17 protein-coding genes are annotated in these 19,246 nt (G+C 44.2%); 9 read left to right on the top strand and 8 right to left on the bottom strand.

Annotated features, from left to right (window positions below):
• The 3 genes from FRZ54_RS11750 to FRZ54_RS11760 all read right to left on the bottom strand — a co-directional run bounded on the left by FRZ54_RS11750 (position 1) and on the right by FRZ54_RS11760 (position 3,263).
• Complete coding sequence (locus tag FRZ54_RS11750; protein ID WP_147031800.1) at positions 1-1,242, bottom strand: TolC family protein; 1,242 nt, start codon at positions 1,240-1,242, stop codon at positions 1-3.
• Positions 1,243-1,314: 72 nt separating this feature from the next.
• A complete protein-coding gene (locus tag FRZ54_RS11755; RefSeq protein WP_147031801.1) occupies positions 1,315-2,589 on the bottom strand; it encodes a sensor histidine kinase in 1,275 nt (424 codons plus the stop codon).
• Positions 2,586-3,263, bottom strand: coding sequence for a response regulator transcription factor (locus tag FRZ54_RS11760; RefSeq protein WP_147031802.1), 678 nt, complete (start codon positions 3,261-3,263; stop codon positions 2,586-2,588). The genes FRZ54_RS11755 and FRZ54_RS11760 overlap by 4 nt, the downstream gene beginning before the upstream one ends.
• Positions 3,264-3,445: 182 nt before the next feature.
• On the opposite strand from FRZ54_RS11760, the gene FRZ54_RS11765 reads away from it, so the two are divergent.
• From FRZ54_RS11765 to FRZ54_RS11790, 6 genes are all read left to right on the top strand, one after another.
• A complete protein-coding gene (locus FRZ54_RS11765; protein ID WP_147031803.1) occupies positions 3,446-5,401 on the top strand; it encodes a PAS domain-containing sensor histidine kinase in 1,956 nt (651 codons plus the stop codon).
• A 58-nt stretch (positions 5,402-5,459) separates the two neighbouring features.
• The gene (locus tag FRZ54_RS11770) at positions 5,460-5,894 is read left to right on the top strand and encodes an EamA family transporter (RefSeq protein ID WP_147031804.1); all 435 of its coding nucleotides are present in this window, start codon (positions 5,460-5,462) and stop codon (positions 5,892-5,894) included.
• Positions 5,895-5,983: 89 nt separating this feature from the next.
• A complete protein-coding gene (locus FRZ54_RS24830) occupies positions 5,984-7,552 on the top strand; it encodes a TonB-dependent receptor (RefSeq protein WP_147031805.1) in 1,569 nt (522 codons plus the stop codon).
• A complete protein-coding gene (locus tag FRZ54_RS24835) occupies positions 7,501-8,502 on the top strand; it encodes an outer membrane beta-barrel family protein (protein ID WP_262712293.1) in 1,002 nt (333 codons plus the stop codon). The genes FRZ54_RS24830 and FRZ54_RS24835 overlap by 52 nt, the downstream gene beginning before the upstream one ends.
• A gap of 101 nt (positions 8,503-8,603) precedes the next feature.
• The gene (locus FRZ54_RS11785) at positions 8,604-8,846 is read left to right on the top strand and encodes a hypothetical protein (protein ID WP_147031807.1); all 243 of its coding nucleotides are present in this window, start codon (positions 8,604-8,606) and stop codon (positions 8,844-8,846) included.
• 213 nt (positions 8,847-9,059) lie between these two features.
• Complete coding sequence (locus FRZ54_RS11790) at positions 9,060-11,819, top strand: TonB-dependent receptor plug domain-containing protein (RefSeq protein WP_147031808.1); 2,760 nt, start codon at positions 9,060-9,062, stop codon at positions 11,817-11,819.
• A gap of 116 nt (positions 11,820-11,935) precedes the next feature.
• Here FRZ54_RS11790 and FRZ54_RS11795 read toward each other — a convergent pair whose 3' ends face one another.
• Positions 11,936-12,700 (bottom strand): hypothetical protein, encoded by a 765-nt coding sequence (locus tag FRZ54_RS11795; RefSeq protein WP_228462696.1) that lies wholly within the window; start codon positions 12,698-12,700, stop codon positions 11,936-11,938.
• Positions 12,701-12,874: 174 nt separating this feature from the next.
• On the opposite strand from FRZ54_RS11795, the gene FRZ54_RS11800 reads away from it, so the two are divergent.
• Positions 12,875-13,543, top strand: a complete 669-nt coding sequence (locus FRZ54_RS11800; protein ID WP_147031809.1) for a cytochrome b/b6 domain-containing protein — start codon at positions 12,875-12,877, stop codon at positions 13,541-13,543.
• 3 nt (positions 13,544-13,546) lie between these two features.
• Here FRZ54_RS11800 and FRZ54_RS11805 read toward each other — a convergent pair whose 3' ends face one another.
• Both FRZ54_RS11805 and FRZ54_RS11810 read right to left on the bottom strand, forming a co-directional pair.
• Positions 13,547-15,193, bottom strand: a complete 1,647-nt coding sequence (locus FRZ54_RS11805) for an ArnT family glycosyltransferase (protein WP_147031810.1) — start codon at positions 15,191-15,193, stop codon at positions 13,547-13,549.
• A 132-nt stretch (positions 15,194-15,325) separates the two neighbouring features.
• The gene (locus FRZ54_RS11810; protein WP_147031811.1) at positions 15,326-15,742 is read right to left on the bottom strand and encodes a response regulator; all 417 of its coding nucleotides are present in this window, start codon (positions 15,740-15,742) and stop codon (positions 15,326-15,328) included.
• 516 nt (positions 15,743-16,258) lie between these two features.
• On the opposite strand from FRZ54_RS11810, the gene FRZ54_RS11815 reads away from it, so the two are divergent.
• On the top strand, positions 16,259-16,777 hold the full coding sequence (locus FRZ54_RS11815) for a DUF2911 domain-containing protein (RefSeq protein WP_147031812.1): 519 nt from the start codon (positions 16,259-16,261) through the stop codon (positions 16,775-16,777).
• A 217-nt stretch (positions 16,778-16,994) separates the two neighbouring features.
• Entirely contained in the window at positions 16,995-18,008 is a 1,014-nt protein-coding gene (locus tag FRZ54_RS11820; protein ID WP_187359819.1) for a DUF3810 domain-containing protein, read from the top strand.
• Between the two features lie 8 nt (positions 18,009-18,016).
• Here FRZ54_RS11820 and FRZ54_RS11825 read toward each other — a convergent pair whose 3' ends face one another.
• Together FRZ54_RS11825 and FRZ54_RS11830 are read right to left on the bottom strand one after the other, a co-directional pair.
• A complete protein-coding gene (locus tag FRZ54_RS11825; RefSeq protein WP_147031814.1) occupies positions 18,017-18,535 on the bottom strand; it encodes a hypothetical protein in 519 nt (172 codons plus the stop codon).
• Positions 18,536-18,681: 146 nt separating this feature from the next.
• On the bottom strand, positions 18,682-19,203 hold the full coding sequence (locus FRZ54_RS11830) for a hypothetical protein (RefSeq protein WP_147031815.1): 522 nt from the start codon (positions 19,201-19,203) through the stop codon (positions 18,682-18,684).
• Positions 19,204-19,246 lie beyond the last annotated feature (43 nt).

Raw genomic sequence — 19,246 nt, forward strand, 5'->3', positions numbered from 1 at the left:
TTACTTGTTCCAGTAATTTAGCTGGTTAATAAGCTGTAATTTGCTTATCTCGGTTTGCATTTTCAGGTTCCGCACCGCCAGGTAGTTGTTAATGGCCAGTATCAGGTCGGCAATTTTCACGTCCCCTGTTTCCAGCAGTTTTGTGTCTACTTTTATTAAAGCTTTCGAAAATTTTATCTGGTCGTTTATCTGTGGCAGCAGCTTTTCATTTTCGCTTATCTGCTGGTTCAACTGCGCTATCTGCTGCCGGTATTGTATATCAAAAAATGCTTTGTAATTCTCGCGGGTCTCTTCCTCCAGCGAAAGTTTTTTGTGCTGCATTTTCCGCTGTCCGCCATCATATAAAGGGATGGTTAAGCTAAACCCGGCGCTCACCCCAAAGTTTTTCCAGGCCTGCCCCATAAAGTCGCTGTTGTAACCACCATCAGCAAAAATGTTGGTCTTGGGTTTATAGGAATAATCCAGCTGCTGGTGGCTGTTAACTATCCTCAGGCTGTCCAGTTTGTATTGGGCAAAGTAAATGCTGCTCCGGTTATCGGGTAGTGCGATCATCCGCTGTAAACCGGGATAAACCAGGCTGTCAGCAGTAGTTGTATCGGCCACGCCCGACAGGTAGTTGAGCGTTGCATAGTCATTTTTATATTGTAACCGTGCTTGCGATAGCTGTAATTCCTGCTGTTTCAGCGTCACCAGGAAGGTAAGGTAATCGCTTTGGTGATATACGTTGTTTTGGGTCAGCTTTTTGAATAACTCTTCCTCTGTACGTAGCAGGTCGACGATCTCTTTGTTGAAATTTAGCTGCTGCTGGTCGCCGTACGTGGTTATATATTGCGCTGTAACTGCTTTCTTAAGGTCTTGTTCTGATATTTTAAGCGTGTTGAGGGTAGACGACGATTGCAACGTAATGCCCGCCAACTGTGCCGCAAGGTTGTTTTTGCCAATGATCTGCTGATTTACGGCTACCAAACCATTCAGGGTATGCTCATTGGTGATGGCGGATGAATAGCCGAATCCATTAATGGTAGGAGCGTAGAGTCCGCCGGTTGTTGCATTAACCTGCGGCTTGTACCCTGCTTTTAGCCGTAAACTATCCAATTGATTTGAAGCTACCTGGTTGCGCAGGTCCTTTAGCAACGGGCTGTTGCTTTTGGCCATGTCGATATAATGGTCCAGCGTACGGGTTTGTGCAAGTGAAACTGAGCAGGCAAATAGGCCAATGATCACGCCGGAGATCCACTTCATCAAATATGCTGGTTATGGGGTTTGTTTCGCTAAAATAAAGATTAAATTCTGGAATAATTTAGGATGGCCGTTTCAAAACGTCATGGTAAATGTGTGAAATCCGTTACTGAACCGATAGTTCAGGCTGAAGCCAAGGTTCTCGCATATCTGCTGCGCGATAGTTAAACCGAGCCCGCTGCCTTCGGACGACGACGATTTTTGAAAACGTTTAAAAAGCAGGTCGCTTTGCAATGGGGCATCGTCGCCTGTATTTCGGATCGTCAGTTTTTCGGCTGTCAACCCGATGACTATCTGCCCGCCGATTATATTATGACGTATCGCGTTGCTCAATAAATTGTTCAACAATACATCAACCAGGTAACGGTTTGCCTTCAGCTTTTTATCAATCCCGGTAAAACTCACTTTCAGGTCTTTATCGTTAAATATCTCCTCGAACTGCGCCAGTAACTCTTCAATAATGGGTTTCAGGTCTATTTCCTCGTCGCCGTCCACCAACCGGTTTTCTATTTTTACCAATAAAAGCAACGATTGGTTCAACCGGGTTAACCGGGATACCGAGGTGTACAGATCGTTCAGTAATTTGCTTTGCTGCTGGCTGAAATCTTCGGTCTGCAATAATGAATCCAGTTTCGAATTAATGACCGCTATAGGTGTAAGTAATTCGTGGGAGGCGTTTTCGGTAAATGTTTTTAGCTCCTTATAGTCTTTTTTGACCTTGGATGACATTGCCGCTACGGCCTGGTTCAACTCTTTAAACTCGTCAATGTTCGTATCCGGCTGGGGTATTGTTTTGTTATCCGATATGCTGAACGAGCGCAGCTCTTTCAGTAAATTGTGGAACGGTTGCCAAAGCCTGTTCAGTAGCAGCCTGTTTGCGGTAAACAAAGCAAGTAACAGCAATAAAATTACACCGATGGTAATACCGAAGATAATTTTAAGCAGGTCTTCGGTTTCCACTGTCGACTTTACGATGGCAATACGATAATATTTGCCCCCGGCCGATATAGAACTGATGAGCGCCCTGCCCGACTCGTATTCTTCATGACGCCGCCTGTGCCTGCGGCGCACCTCGCTTTTTTTGTAAACAGTATCAATATAGCTGCGCTTTACCGAACCAGGCGCCGCTGCCCAAAATGATATTTGCTGGTCGTTAGATTCAAAAACCTGCGGCAACTGGTTGTTTTTGGCTACGTATTCAAATATTTCATTTTCTTCAACCTCCAGGTCCTTGTCAATATCATCTATCAATATCAGGTTGATGGCGTAGTAATAGATGATGCCGGTTACCAGCATCATGACGACACTGGTTACAAGTGTTACCCGGTTATACCTGGCCAGCAGTTTCATTGGTCGGTAAATTTATAGCCCATACCGTATGATGCGTGTATATAATCGCCGCAACCGCCTTCTATCAGTTTTTTTCTGAGGTTTTTGATGTGAGAATATATAAAGTCGAAATTATTGGCCATATCAATACCATCGCCCCAAAGGTGTTCTGCAATGGCGTTTTTAGAAACTACCTTTCCCTTATTGGCAATAAAATAAAGCAGCAGTGCATATTCTTTTCTTGTGAGCTTTACCGCCTGGTTTTTCACTTTTACCGATTTCGCCAGCAGGTCGATGGTCAGTTCGTGGAACTGCAGCAGGTTGTTACCGCTGAAATTTTTCCGGCGGATAATGGCCATTACCCTTGCCCGCAATTCCGACAGGTGGAATGGTTTTACCAGGTAATCATCAGCCCCAAGATCAAGGCCCTCAAGGCGGTCGTCAAGCGAGTTTTTTGCCGATATAATAAGTATCCCATCCGGATGGTCCTTTTCTTTTATCGCTTTAAGTATGTCGATACCTGTGCCCCCGGGCAGCGTAATGTCTAATAAAATACAATCGTAACGGTATAAACTTACTTTGGATATAGCTTCGGCATAAGTCGATGCCGTTTCACAAATATTGCCGGCTTCGGTAAAATATTCTTCAATACTTTCGCGCAGCCCCTTTTCGTCTTCAATTATCAGAATCTTCATAAATGGTTCGGCTGGGCCGATATATTTTCCCAATAAATGTACAAACACAATTTGTATACATTTTGAATTATGTCAAATCAGACAACCTGCGGGAATAAATTTCAACCCAAAGTCAGCATGAAAACTTTTTTGTCCTTATAAAGTTATTCTATCTTTAAAAACTCTCTTTGCAATTGCATTTTATGAACAACCCTCAACCGGCCTTAAGCAACGATCAACTCATTAGTGTATTGGCGCAGGGTAAAAATGCCGTAGCAATTCACACTACCGACAAGTTTAATATCAGGTATGCAAGTAATGCCATGCTATCTATTTGGGGTAAGGGCCCTGATGTGGTCGGGTTGCCATTGGCCGAGGCATTGCCCGAACTGGAAGGGCAGCCCTTTCTGGGACTTTTCAAAAGGGTATGGGATGAGGGAATTACGGTAAGTGGTAAAGATACCCCAGCCGACCTGCTGATCGACGACGAATTGCAAACTTTCTATTTCGATTTTGAGTACCGCGCCATGACCGACGATGCGGGTAAAACCTACTGCATACTTCATACAGCCACCGACGTTACCGAACGTTTTTTGAGCCGGCAGCGCGAGCAGGCTCTGCAGGAAGAAATGCGTGCAGCCAATGAAGAGCTATTCTCGGCAAATGAGGAACTGAATGCGGCGAACGAGGAATTGGTACAGTCGAAGGAAGTGTTGCAGGTTACCAATGATGCCCTTAACGACAGTGAAACACGTTTTCGCAACCTGGTAAAACAGGCGCCCATAGGTATATGCATCATCCGGGCGCACGATTTGATGATAGAAGACGTTAACGATTCATACCTTGAACTGGTGGGGCGTACGCGGTCCGAAATGCAAAACCGTACAATTTGGGAGGCCGTTTATGAGGCAGCCGAAGTTTATGCGCCGATAATGAACCAGGTTATAAATACAGGCGTGACTTTTAAAGCCAGGGAGGCCGAAGTAATGCTTGTTCGGCAGGGAGTAGACCAGCGGTTCTTTCTCGATTTTGTTTATGAGCCCATCATCTATAAAGGACGTGTTGATTCGATCCTTGTACTGGTTATCGATGTAACGGACAAGGTAATGGCCCGGCGCAGTATCGAGGAGATGGAGGAAAGGGCGCGGCTGGCCATCGAAGCGGCTGAGACCGGAACCTTTGACCTTGACCTGGTTAAAGGTGTGATGCTTACCTCTCCACGGCTCGACACTATTTTCGGTTTCCAACATTCTGTTTCGTGGGAGGAATATGCGGCTGTTATTCATCCGGATGATCAATCGGCGCGAACTATGGCACATCAGCAGGCATTAAAAACCGGCAAGCTATTTTACGAGGCCAGGGTAAGTTTTCCGGATAAGTCGATGCACTGGGTACGAATACAGGGCCAGGTATATTATAATGATAACAAGAAACCTGTCAGGATATTGGGTACTGTGCTGGACATTACCCAGTTTAAACAACTGCAGCAACAGAAGGACGATTTTATCAGCATAGCGAGCCATGAACTGAAGACCCCTATCACAAGCCTGAAAGCTTCGCTGCAATTGCTCGAACGAATGAAAGATAACCCCTCGCCGCAGGTGTTACCCCGCCTCATAGAACAATCGTCCCGGAGTATGCAAAAGATCAGCGCCCTTGTTGATGATCTTTTAAATGTGAGTCGTGCCAACGAATCGCAGCTTGCCCTTAATAAAGCAGAATTTAATATTTTTCAATTACTTGAAAATTGCTGTAATCATGTAAGGGTTGTGGGTAAATACAATCTTGTTGTAAAAGGTGATGCCAATTTAAAAGTGTATGCCGATGAACACGCTATAGATCAGGTAGTTGTTAACCTCGTAAACAATGCCATTAAGTATGCCCCGGATTCGTTGGAAATTCAGCTTTCCGTTGAGAAAGAGAACGACATGATCAGAGTATCTGTAAAAGATAGCGGCCCGGGGATAGCACCTGAAAAGATCCCGCACCTGTTCGAGCGTTATTACCAGGGTAATGCCGACGGGTACAAAAATTCGGGATTGGGCCTGGGGCTCTACATTTGTTCGGAGATCGTCAAAAAACACGGCGGCCAGATAGGGGTACGGAGCGAATGGGGCGAAGGCTCAACTTTCTTTTTTACATTGCCTGCGGCAGAATGATTAAAATTCAGCCGGGTTTAAATTTAATAATTCAGTCAGTCATTAAATCGACAGTAACATGTGGTGGATTTACGCATTACTATCAGCCCTCTTTGCGGCGCTTACCGCAATATTCGCAAAAATTGGCATCAAAGGTATGGACAGCGACCTCGCAACCGCTATCCGTACAGTTATCATTCTTGTCATAGCCTGGGGTATTGCCCTGTTTAAAGGCAGCGCAGAAAATATTGGTGGTTTGAGCAAAACCAACTGGCTGTTCCTTGCGCTTTCGGGCTGTGCGACCGGGCTTTCATGGATATTCTATTTCAAGGCTTTGCAACTGGGGAAAGTATCGCAGGTGGCGCCGGTGGATAAGTTAAGCGTGGCGCTGGCTATCATTCTTGCGGCCCTGTTTTTAAAGGAGTCGCTGAACTGGCAAACCGCAATTGGAGCTCTCCTAATCATCAGCGGAACTGTGGTTTTAATACTGCCAAAGCACTATTTTGGTCTTTAATAACTTTAGGTATTTTTATGTAACAATCACACTACTAACACATCTGTTACAGATTTAATCCAGTATTTCTGCGCAATTTCGCGGCAGATATGAGAACTAAGATCTGTATAATAAGGTATTTTTTAACGGTATTACTGCTCCTTTTTATCTCTTTTGGGGCAAGCGCAGTTGCGCGTATTGATGACGATGTCGTAAAGGGACAGGTAACCGGCAGGGTAGTCGACTCGGCAACAAAAGCTCCTGTGTCATATGCTACAATAAGTGTTTTTAAAAACAACAGCAAGAGCCCGTTCAATGGCGTTATAACCGATGATAATGGTGCTTTTACCATAAATAATATTGGTGCGGGCAGCTACCGTATCACTGTGGATTTTATTGGTTACCGCAAAAAAACCATCAACAACATTGTAATAAGCAAAGGCGCACCTACCGTTTCGCTTGGCGCTATCATGCTTGCTTCTGTTCAAAACCAGTTAAAAACGGTCGAGATCGTAAGCAAGGCCCCTGTTGTAGAGAATAAGATAGATAAGATGGTGTACAATGTCACCAACGACCTAACTGCCCAGGGCGCTTCAGCATCCGAAGTGCTGCAAAAAGTTCCGCAGGTCTCTGTGGATATTGACGGTAACGTCGAGCTGCAGGGTAATTCCAATATTAAATTCCTCATCAATGGTAAACCTTCCAGCATTTTCGGCGCAAGCGTAGCCGATGCATTGCAATCCATACCGGCAAGCCAGATCAAAACCATAGAGGTGATCACCAGCCCCGGTGCTAAGTACGATGCCGGAGGAACCGGGGGTATCATCAATATAGTCCTAAAAGATAGCAAGATACAGGGTGTTAACGGGAGTGTCAACCTGACAGCCGGCACGCGCCGCGAAAACGGTTCGCTTAATTTGAATGTGCGCAAAGGTAATTTTGGCGTGAACGCGTTCTTTAATGGTGGCGAGATGATCAACAGCACAACTGTTAACAGCACAGACCGCCTTTCGTACAACGGAGCAAGGGATACCTCAACACACCTGGTACAGAACGGCAACAGCAATTTCACCCGGGGAGGTTTCCAGTCGGGCCTTAGTTTAAATTGGGATATCACACCCAAAGATCAGTTAACAGTGTCCGGCGGGTATAATCATTTTGGGTTCCATAATAATGGCCTGACCAACCAGGAGCAAACAGCTTACGACATAACCAATAACAATATAGCATCGGATGTTTTAAGCCTGCGTAACTCGAACAGCCGGTTCAGTGGGAAATATTTTGATTACAGTGCATCCTATAAAAAGACCTTTAATACCGAAGGGCAGGAACTTGATGTGCTGTACACATCAAGCTATGGCCGTAACAATTCCAGCTTCTTTCAGCAGCAGGACTATCTGAGTGGCGGGTACCCTTCGTCGGGGTCGACAAGCAATAACCCGGGTAAGGACCATGAAACGGATATTTCAATCGACTATGCGCAACCGTTCAGCAAGACATTTACACTGGAGACTGGAGCCAAAGCCATATTTGAAAATATTAATAACACAGTTGTTACCGATACGTTATCCGGGATGTTTTCGTACCGAATGCCAACCAGACCTACGGGTTTAACTATAACAGGAAGATTTACGCAGGCTATCTTTCTGCTACATTCTCGTTATTTAACGGGTTTATAGACGGTAAGGCCGGACTACGGGACGAGTATACGTCTACTTCGGCCGATTTCCCCGGGACAAATATACCGGGTTACAATACAGTGGCCCCGTCAGCCGTGCTGTCGCACAAGATAGACGCGACCCAATCATTTAAATTAAGCTACACTTACAGGATTGAAAGGCCCGAGTATCGTGATTTGAACCCTTTTTACGATATAAGCGATCCGCACAATATCAGCACAGGTAATCCTAACCTAAAACCTGAGATAGGTCATAACTATGAGTTTGGCTACAGTAAAACCTTTAATAAAGGTGCCGATCTCTATATCGGCGGGTTTTACAGGCATAATACTAACGATCTGCAGTCGTATACAACCTTTTATGATACCTTGTCCGTAGGCGGAAATCAATACAACAACGTATTCCTTGATCAGCGTTACAATATTGGCACGCAAACCACCGAGGGCCTTTCGTTATTTGGTTCGGTGCAGGTAACCAGCAAGCTTACCTTGCGTTCTAATATCATGCTTGCCAACAGGATAAATACAAACCCTGGTAACCCCACGGTGCATGGCTTTACGTCGCGTATTAACCTGAATGCCACCTACCAGTTCCCCCACGATTTTACTGCCGAAATATTTGGCGTGTACCACTCGTCGCAACGTACCATACAGGGCAACCGGCCCGCGTTTGGCTTTTATAACGTGGCAGTACGTAAGCAGTTTATGAAAAAGAAAATGAGCCTGGGGCTTACCGCTTCCGATCCGTTTAGCCAATACATCAATCAGCGTTCCACTACATCCGGAACAAGTTTTTACCAGTCGAATTTGCGCCAGTTGCCATTCAGGTCATTTGGCGTCACTTTAAGTTACAGGTTCGGTAAGCTTGATGTTAAAAAGGATAAAAATAGAGATAATAACAGGGATGACAGTAATAGTATGCCAGACAACTCTGATAGTGGAGGGAAATAGGATATTTTTAAATTAAGGCATCAAATTATTGTTAACTTAGCGTTACTTATTTACATAAACTTAATGTTATCTAATTGTGTGGTTAATGTATTTTTGAGGCTATGCCCAAAAGCAATTTACCTACGTACGCCATTGTTGAATTATTGATCAGGCTGGCCAAGTTCGATTCGGCGATCGGCAATTACAAAGATCACGCTGTGTACGATGACGAAGTAATTGTAAAAACTTCGGGAGGGAATATAAGGATACCCGCGGCACTTGTGATGCAACAGTTTGAGGCGCCTGAGCAGATTGTCGACGAACAATTGGAAAAAGTGGCACAGTGGTTTAACGCAACCAACTGATCTGTCAATAATTAATACCCCGCCATATTTATTTAATCGCTGATTATCAGCACGGTATATTTATAACTGTATTTATGATTTTGAAAATTAAAAATTTAGTTATAAATTTAGTAAGCCAATTCTAATACACTTTTTTGCTTAAGCAGTAAAAAAGGGATATGTCCTCTTTTTAATGCTTTGCGTCATTTTTTTACATATCAACCTTGTAGTACCATGAGAAAGATAGGTTTCTTTGCTATTTTGTTTGTAATTGTTTGCAACAGCGTTTCGTTTAGCCAGGGCAACCCGGCCTTGCAGAACATTGTAACTAAGTTAAAAGCTTATTCTGCCAGTCATATTGCCGAAAAAGCGTACCTGCAGTTCGACAAACCTTACTACACAGCGGGGGACACGATGTACTTTAAGGCCTACATGACCATTGGCGAGCGGCACGAACTTTCCAAAACAGGCAGTATTTTACATGTCGACCTGATCGATCCGTCAAACATTATCGTTAACAACATTATACTTCACGTTAACAACAGTATGGCCTGGGGCGATCTTTCACTTCCGGATACACTAAAGGCAGGCGCATACCGCATACGGGCATACACGCGTTACATGCAAAATGAACCAAGGTATTTTTTCGATAAAACCATTGCTATCTCTTCTTCTCATGGCATTAATTCGGGCGAAGTTGATACCCGCCAGGCAGTTAACCCTGATATGCAGTTTTTTCCGGAGGGGGGTGAACTGGTCACATCCGTAATTTCCAAAGTGGCTTTTAAAGCTATCGGCACGAATGGGATGGGCATGAAAGCAAAGGGAACCATAGTTGATAATGCCAACTTACAGGTAGCTACATTTTCGTCTAATGACCTCGGTATGGGTTTTTTCTACATCCAGCCCGAAGCGGGGAAAACATACAAAGCAAAAATAGCCTTTGCGAACGGAACCCAGAGCACCATTGCTTTGCCCGTGGTTGCTGATAAAGGTATTGTTTTACATGTAACGGATACCACAGATAAAGTTGGGATAGAAATTGTTTGCAATAAAGCCTATCTGCAGGAGAATATGAACAAAGACATAAACCTGCTCATCTATTCAAACGGCTTGCTTAGCCAGGTAACCACCAAGCTTGATAATAAGGAAATGGGTATGGACCTGCCTAAAGCTAAGTTTCCATCGGGAGTATTGCGGATAACACTGTTCTCGCAGGATGGCGAACCTTTGAGTGAACGGCTGGTATTTTTGAAAAATCAAGACATGCTGAATCTTTCTGTCAGCAGCGATAAGCCATTATATAAAACCAGGGAGAAGGTTACGGTAAACCTGTTTTCAAAAAGTAAAGGTGTTGCCGCCGGTGGGTTTTTATCAGCGGCGGTGGTTGACGAAAGTAAGGTGCCTTATCGCGATGATGACGAAACCACTATTCTATCCTATCTATTGTTGAGTTCTGAATTGAAAGGTTATATCGAAAAGCCAAATTACTACTTCGTCGAAAATACCGCGCGAAGAGACAAGGACCTTGATGCATTAATGCTTACACAGGGATACCGGCGTTTTGACTGGAAACAGCTGGCAACCGACACAACGCATTATACCTATGCTCCGGAAAAGTCTCTCTCAATTTCAGGTATCGAGAAAAATTCGGCCGGGGCACCAATGGCAAATAAAGATGTGATGCTGCTTACAACAAAAACAGGCAACATGCTGGGCGAAAAAACCGATAAATCCGGAGCTTTCAGATTCGACAACATCGATTTTGAGGAAGGTACCCAGTTCGCATTACAGGCGACCGGATCATCAAAAGACAAAAATTCAAGCGTCATTGCTCTCGTAAAAAGTTCTCCTGAACCGCCTGTAGAAGCGGACCCTTTAACCGACCAGTATACGGCGCAATTGATGAAAACTTTTATTCACGGTCAGAAAATAGGGGAGCCGGGCAAATTACCGGGAAATGTTAGCGCCGACCAGGAACTGGGCAGCGCCGATCTTAACGGTTCTACAACGCTTACTGCTGCTTTGGCGGGCCATTTAAATGGCGTAACTTTCAATTCCGGCATACCCTATCTTAAAGGGAATAAATACCCGATGCTGATTGTGGTTGATGGCAAGATTAGGGGCAGCCTGGTGAAGCTGGATAATCTTAGTACTCAAAACATCTCCAAAGTACAATTACTAAAAGGTAAAAATGCCGACGCCTATGGTATCAATGGCAGCTCAGGCGTGCTGGTTATCAACACAGTTGGAGGTTCATCCGGCGCAGACCTGAATGCACAGAACGATTATAAATACGAGGCTCAAAATGCCGTAAAAGTAAAAAATAACGATGTTCACCGCGCCGACGACGATCATTATCGCTCGTCGAACCTTGCAGGTCCGGGTCATGCCGACCAGGTTTTACATGCCGATGCCTTTGAAAATGCAACTAGTTTGATTACAGCTTTAAACGGACGGCTTCGTGGCGTCGATTTTGAGAATGGTGTAGCCACGCTTCGTGGCAATGCAGTGGTAAGCGGCGGGGGTGGAGGCGTCCAGCCCATGTATATAGTTGTAGATGGTGTGCCAGGGGGAAGCTTAGAGAATATCAATCCTCATAACGTTGAAACTGTGGAAGTTTTAAAGGGGGCCAACGCCTCTATTTATGGTGTCGCCGGCGGGCCGGGTGTAATAGTGATCACTACCCGTCAGCAAAGCGACGATATTACTGCAGTATCATCTTCCATAGGCAGTTTGCGATTCAGGGCTCATGGTTTTTACAAAGCAAGGGAGTTTTACTCACCTAAATACGACGTTTCGTCAGCCGCTGCCAATGTCCCCGATCAGCGTAGTACGCTTTATTGGAACCCCAATATTGTGACAGACAGCAACGGTAGCGCCACTTTCCAGTTTTATAATCCGGATGGGCGCGGTAGCAAACGCGTAATAGTAGAAGGGGTAGATGCCAACGGTAATGTGGGGTGGCAGGTGTACCGTTATAATGTGGAATAAAGGACAATTAGTTGAATTGAATTTTTTTTGGACAGCCGGTTCAATTTGACCGGCTTTTTTAGTAACCAGATTATAGGAGACTAACGAACAAAGAGTTCAAGCCATTTTAACCAGCCTCAGAATCTCCTGCCAATAATGATCTTTACTATAGCCTTATCAGTGCTGCTGGTAAGCCCGTATCCAAAGCCCCCGTTGAATTCCCAGTTGGGGCTGGTGGTTAGGTCAATCGCTGCAAAAAGCTGGTGCTGTTGCTGCTGTATAGCGTCGTAATGGAAAAACGGACCGGTACTGCCATAATATTCAAAGCCCAGCGCCACAACTTTTGATACATCATAGCTACCCTTTAGGTTAGGGGAAAATATCATGCCTGCATGTGCATCGGGTCCTGCGAAACTTTGTTCCAGCGTAGGGTTAAAAGCCATGTAAAACTTCCCCCATTTTTTATCCACTATTGGGCGTATCTCCAATGACGAGGTATTGGCCGAATACTCTTTCTTCTGAAAACCAAATTCAAATGAGATGCTTACACCAACCGGCCACTTCCATTCTTCAGGTGCGGCTACCCTGGGGCGAATGTGCGAACCTACATAATTGGTCCGGCCATCGCTGCCTATAGCGTTGAATATGTAAAAGCCCGTTTCGAACCAGGGCGTCCAGCCATGGGTTATTTCGATGGTTTCATGTAAAATATGATTGGTCGGAAACTCGCCGTCTGTTATCGTCTTGGTGCCGTTGAAAGTATAATTGCTGTGCAGTTCCAGCATCGTGTGCCCTTTTTCCACGGTTTCTGAACCATAAACCTGTATTTCGTAATTGTCTTGTGCCTTAAGTTTGCCGAAAACGGCCAGCAGCAAAGTTATCAGGAGTAGTTTTTTCAGCATAGATACGTAGTTATCAAGCCAAAACTAAAATAAAAGGCTCAAAAGTTTTGTAATAAAGCTATGACTTAATTCTGTTCAAAATCTGAAACCCTGCCGGTAAATAACTATTTTTAAGAATCCAGATTTAATTCAAATTCTTCGGATAGCTTTAAGATCGAATAATTTATATAACAAATGGCAGGCATCGAACCATCAGTAAAGAACATTGAAAATCCACAGAAAGTTAAAAAATATTCGTCATCGTTACGGTTCTGGCACTGGGCCAATGCAACGGTTATCACCGGTTCGCTGCTTACCGTGCTGGTGAACTCAACTGTGCTAAGCGGCTGGCCGACATTGATGTTTATCCAGGACCAGTTGAAAAAGTCGGGCACAACGCTTACCGAGCAGCAGGGTAGATCCATAGTCGGCGGTTTGCGCGATAGGGTATGGGATTACCATATTTATTTTGGCTACTGCCTTGCCGCTTTGTTACTGTTCCGGTTTATTGCTGAGTTTTTCCAGCTTACCGATCAGAAGCTTATTTCGAACATCAAAACGGCATACCGTAAATTTAAAGGCGGTAAAGATAAATTAATAGCCCGGCACGAACTGATCGTGAAGTCGTTGTATGCTGCGTTTTACCTGGTACTCATTATCATGGCCGTTACAGGCCTTACACTTGCGTTCGGCGATGATGTGCCGGCTATAAAAAAGCTGCACTTTATTAAAGAGATACACGGATTCTGTATGTACCTCGTACTCGCATTTATTGTGGTGCACATTGCCGGTGTGTATCTTGCCGAAAGGAAAGACAGCAAAGGCATTGTATCGGATATGATCAATGGCGGAGGGGATAAATAGCCATCATTTGCTGATAAGGTAAACACTGTCTATCGTGTTTTTCCTTGTGTTTTTATTAATGAAATCCGGGTAAATGCTTTCAGTTCGGTAGTTCGGGAAAGCCTTGATGGTTTTGTAACTTACATGCCATACTTTTAATGAATCAACAGTTTTTTGATTGGCAAAATATAGTGTTGGTCCCACCGGATTTATTGTTTTAAAGCTTTCAGGCGGAAGATAATTTACCTGCCTTTGCGTATAAAACTGGAACACGTTGTTCTCGGCGCTCAGGTTGTACAAATGATACTTATCAAGGCTCATTTGATTAACGTAGTCCGCAGCTTTTATCTGCCCGCGGTAGCTTATCACCAGCTTATAAAAAACCGCGTTCAGGTAAAAGTTCGCAAACAGTGAGGCCGCGCATGCCAGTAAAAATAACCTCGCGGGCTGCGCACTTGTTTTGACGATCATGAATGCAACGATCCCAAAAAGTAGGCAATCTGTTACAAGGTAGGCCACATGTCCCGGCTCCGAAAAGTAATGAATGGCCAATACGGCAAGAGGCAGCAGCACGATATAAACACCCAGGCCAAAACTTCGATAATAGCTTCCGAATGTGCTTAATTGTTTATAACAGTAAGGCGCTGTCATAACTGCAAACAGCGGAAAAACAGTGTTGGTATAAAATGGCAACTGGAACCTCGAAAGTGAGAAAAGCAGCAGCAGTAACATACCCCCACCGAAGCTGTAATATTCGGCAAGCGGTTTCCGCTGAACTATTTGTTTGATGCTTTGATATATAGAATAATAAAACACCAGGCACCAGGGTGCAAACGCCCATAGCAGCGTATGTAGGTAAAAGAACACATCGCCCGACTGGCGGGTAATGGGACCGTTATTTACAAAGCGCCCGAATTGGCTATCCCAAAAGAACCATTTGATGCCGGATACATGATGCCGGCCGAAAACTGTTTTCTCAGGATGTAGGTCGAATTGAACATACAATGCGTATAGCTCGGGCAGGACAAAAACAGCCGAAAAAGTTACCAAACCAATCCATTTAAGGCTGAAAAGTTCCCGTAATCGGCCTTGAAAAAGCAACTGCAGACACAAAGCGCCGTAAATTGCCACGATAACAAATATCCCCTTGGTCATGATGGCGCAGGCGGTAAGCAGTGCGGCCAATAACATATCGGTTATAGTAAAACGTTCGTCGAGCTTGCTGATATGATAGATGCTGCCAATAACCAATGCCAAAAGATAAGGCTCGGCCCTAACATCTGTATTCGACATTACAAGGTGCTGGGCGGTGGCGGTAATAAGTACGGCTACCCAGGCTGTTTCCGCCCCATAATATTTTTTGCTGAAAAGCCAGGTATAGCGTAACCCCAACAGGAAGAAAAGCAATGCCGGTAGCCGGTAGGCCCAAACTGATATACCGAACACCTTAAAACTCGCCAGCACCATCCAAAACGGAAAATGGGGTTTATCCAGCCAGTCCTGGTTATAAGTAAACAGTTCAAAAAATTGATGCCTGTAAATAAGATTTTTGGAGATGGATGCGTACAGGCCCGGGTCGTCAGTAAAGAAATCCAGGTTGATGCCCGCAAAGTTGACCACAAGCGCCAAAGCAAATAGCAGGAGGTACAGTTGCCTGTGGTTATCTTTCATCGCCCAAAACAAAGCAAGTTTAGCGGTAAATGCAAACGGTCGCCTAAATTACAGGCGATCTAAACAATTCGGGCCATCCCGGTACTTTTTTTAGTATCGAAATGGCCCGAATGTTATGCGATATGGTTTAGCTTAATTTAGTTGTGCCCCGGTGATCTTTAACGAACGTCCCCTGATGTTGTCAAAAACACTCTTGATCAGGGGCTTGGTAATATACGATGTTACAAAGGGATAACTTTTGGAACGGTTTATATCCATTTGGAATATCGATGAGGACACGATGTAAATCTTGATCTCTTTTTTCAATGTTTTGTATATCTCCTGGAAACGGTTCAGGAAATCCCAGCCGCTGTTGTCAGGCATATACAGGTCGAGGAAAATGTAATCGGGTAGCGCCGTTATTTTGGTCTTGTTCTCCTCCAGGTAATCGAGCACAAGCTTTCCGTCAAAAGTGTAGGTGGTCTCTTTCGACAGCTCATTTTTCGTAAGCATGTATTGAACGATCTTGTGATGGATCGGGTCGTCGTCAATTATGATAAGTTTTGACATAACAGTGGTTTGGTTGGTTGGGTTATTTCTAAAAAAAATACTTTTTAAATCAGTTGCAAAACATATTCCAAAGTAGAGAGATGTGAATAACTAACGGGCAAAACGCACCCCAATTTTTCAACACACCTGATTAATGCTTATTATAAACTATTGAAGTTTAATAACACCCCCCGCAACCAACCCGTCATAAACATTAAGATCACATTCCTTGTGTAAAGAATTACCCAAGCATCATGCCATTAAACAGGGGCAACTGAGTTTGTAACAAACTTGTTATCAATAAAAAAGCCCCCCTGCTTGCGCCGGGGAGCCAAACTCACAACAATTGTTTAACCTTTCGGCTATTCCTAATTGCAGTGTGATTTTTCTATAAAACAAATCCATAAGGTTTTGGTTTTAAGCAATAACGGAAATGTTATTTCAACATTCAAAGTCATGTCAGATTGGTGACTTTTACATATTTCAATCAATGGTATTTTCACCCTATATTTATACTCAAATTAATAACAAAAAACTATGAGAAAGTTAACTCTTTTATTTGCCGTTGTTTTTATGACCTCAACAGCGGTTTTCGCACAAAAAAAGCCCATAGCAAGCCCACGCGATAGTGTTAGCGGCACAATTGCCGGCGCAACCGTTAAAATCGCCTTTGGCAGTCCCGCTGTAAAGGGTAGGAAAATTGGGGGAGAAATTGCCCCATATGGAAAAATTTGGCGCACAGGCGCGAACGAAATGACCACTTTTGAAACCAGTAAGGCGCTTAAAATAGGTGGTAAAACTTTGCCGGCCGGCAAATACAGCCTGTTCTCTGTACCCGGGGAAACGGAGTGGAAATTTATCTTCAATTCGGTAACCGGCAAATGGGGAATCAAAATGGATGGCTCGGCTAACGACGATGCTTCGAAGGATGTGCTGACCGTTATGGCCAAAGCGATGAAATCGCCAACTATGAACGAACGCATGACCTTTAAGATCACACCTAAGGGCTTTACATTCCTTTGGGGAAATGTAGAAGTGCCCGTGGCAGTTCAATGATCTGGTGAGCGTCAAAAAAATTAAGGCCTTCCGGTTATACTCCGGAGGGCTTTTTTTGTGCCAGGAGTTGCGGATTTGTAAGAAAGGGCATTTAATGAACCGGCACTATCATTAGCGCCATCTGTTATATTTGTTCCAAATAATGGTTAGCCCTTTCAAAAAAAATCCTGTCAAAGCCCGGTTAATTACAATAGCCGTTCTTGCCATTTTGATCTTTTTGATCACCCTCCTCGAAGATCATCCATCCACTGTCGAACGGTATTATTCGCGTGGCGTTTATCCCGTTATCTGCCATATTTTTCACGCTGTATTCAATCTTTTCCCGTTCAGCGTTGGCGATATTATTTATATAGCCACGGTTATCTACATGGGTTACGCGTTCGTCAAACTGGTGAGGATGCTGTTTAAACGAAACTGGAAGCGCGCTGCTATTTATGTTTGTGGTATGACTATAGGTATGCAGTCCGCCATAATCGCATTCTACTTTTTTTGGGGGATGAACTATTATCGCCCGTCGGCGGGCGAGCGCCTGGGCCTGGAAGATAGTACTTACACCCTTACCGATCTTAAAGCTGTTACTGCTATGCTGATAGACAGCGCTAACGCCTGCCGCCAAAGGGTGAATCAGGTAGACCTGGGGCGTACCAACGCAAGCATTTATCAAACAGCCGTAAGGGCAGTGAAGCAATTAGACGATGGCTCTCCTAATTTCAAGGTGTATGATCCCGAAATAAAATCGTCCCTTATTTCGCCCTTGCTGAATTACCTGGGTACTTCCGGATATTATAACCCGTTTACTTCCGAATCGCAAATGAATTATGAAATGCCTTCATTTGTGCGCCCGTTTGTCGCTTGCCACGAACTTTCGCACCAGATGGGTTACGGCCCAGAAGATGAGGCAAATTTTGTCGGCTTTATTGCCGCCACACGGTCGGGCGATAATTTTTTCCGTTATTCCGCCTACTACCTCGGCGTGCAGGAGTTTATGTATGCCCTAAGATCGCAGGATAGCCTGGCACGAAAAGAACTGCGTAAACGTATTTCACCCGCTGTGCTTAATGACTTTAAAACAGAACGGGACTATTGGATGTCGTACGAAGGCAAGCTTGAAAGCGTTAGTAGCTTCTTTTACGATAATTTCCTGAAGGCCAACAATCAGCCGCAGGGCCTTAAGACGTACAACCGTATGGTATTATTGGTTTTAGCCTATCGTAAAAAACACCAATTGTAATTTATTGCTTAAGCCACAACCAGGCCCGAAGGGGTAAACGTCAGTTCGTTAAGCCCGGCCCTGGCCTCGCTTGCATAATATGAATCGCGTCCTATCGACAACCGCTCGTTATCGACGGCTACATGCATTTTGCCCATCATAAAATCGCCGCTTATGCGCAAAACGGCATCGGGTGAGTGCGCCTGCAATTCGGCCAGTATATTGCGATCAAGTTTGGTAGCCGATTCATTGTCGAGTTGCTGTATATCAAACACGGTATCGTTTTTTAATCCTTTGGCCAAAATACGGTTATGCGTTTTAGATACTTTGTACCCAAATGATGAAACAATTTCATTATCATGGATCGTTAAACCGCGCCCTTCTGTATCTTTCAGATCAGTGTCGATGCTTAGCGACGATTGCTCTGTGTTTTTTTTGAATATAGACCGGATCTTTAAAAATATATTGGTTTGATCGTTATCAACGTAACTTATTATATTATTGGGGATAATAAACACATTCGACCCAAACAGGAATGCTAATTTCATAGTAGCTGCGTTAATTTAAATCTGGTAGATTAAATGGATAACTTAAAAGTTTTAGGAATGTTTTAAGTTGTGTGATAAATTTTTTACAAAAAAGCTCTTTTTAGCTAAAACATTTAATCACCAGGATAATAACACCAACTTATTCATTAAATTAATACTCCCGAATGCGAAAATTGGAGTTCATCGCTTCCGGCCAAAACTGAATTCGCATACGAATCTTCGCCCAGGAACAATTTTTCGTTATCTATCTCAACGTGCAGGTCGCCAACTATGAAATCGCCCCGCACCCGTATAACTGCTACCGGGGCATTTACCTCAATTTCGGCCACAATGTTATGCTCGAGGCTGCGTGCCGAATGATCGTCCAATTGGTGAACATCCAGTACGGTGCTGCCGTTTGGCCGGGTAACAATCACGCGGTCAGTCTGTTCCATTATGTCGTAAGGCGGTGCAACTTCCGGTTTATTAGCTATCAAATGTATTTCATTGCCCTGGTTATCCTTTATGTCCGCGTCTATGGTCAGCACTGCCCTGGGCTGATCGGGGGGCGTGGGCTGGTTAACAGATAATATCCTCAGGAAACGGTGCGCACCTTCGTTATCTGTAAAGCTGATGGTATTGCCGGGAACAACAAACAAGTTGGAGCCGAGCAGAAATGCATATTTCATGGCCGTAAGTTTTTCTATATAAAACTTCAACAGGCATAATTGT

This window comes from Mucilaginibacter ginsenosidivorans (genome assembly GCF_007971025.1).
GTDB classification, from domain to species: domain Bacteria; phylum Bacteroidota; class Bacteroidia; order Sphingobacteriales; family Sphingobacteriaceae; genus Mucilaginibacter; species Mucilaginibacter ginsenosidivorans.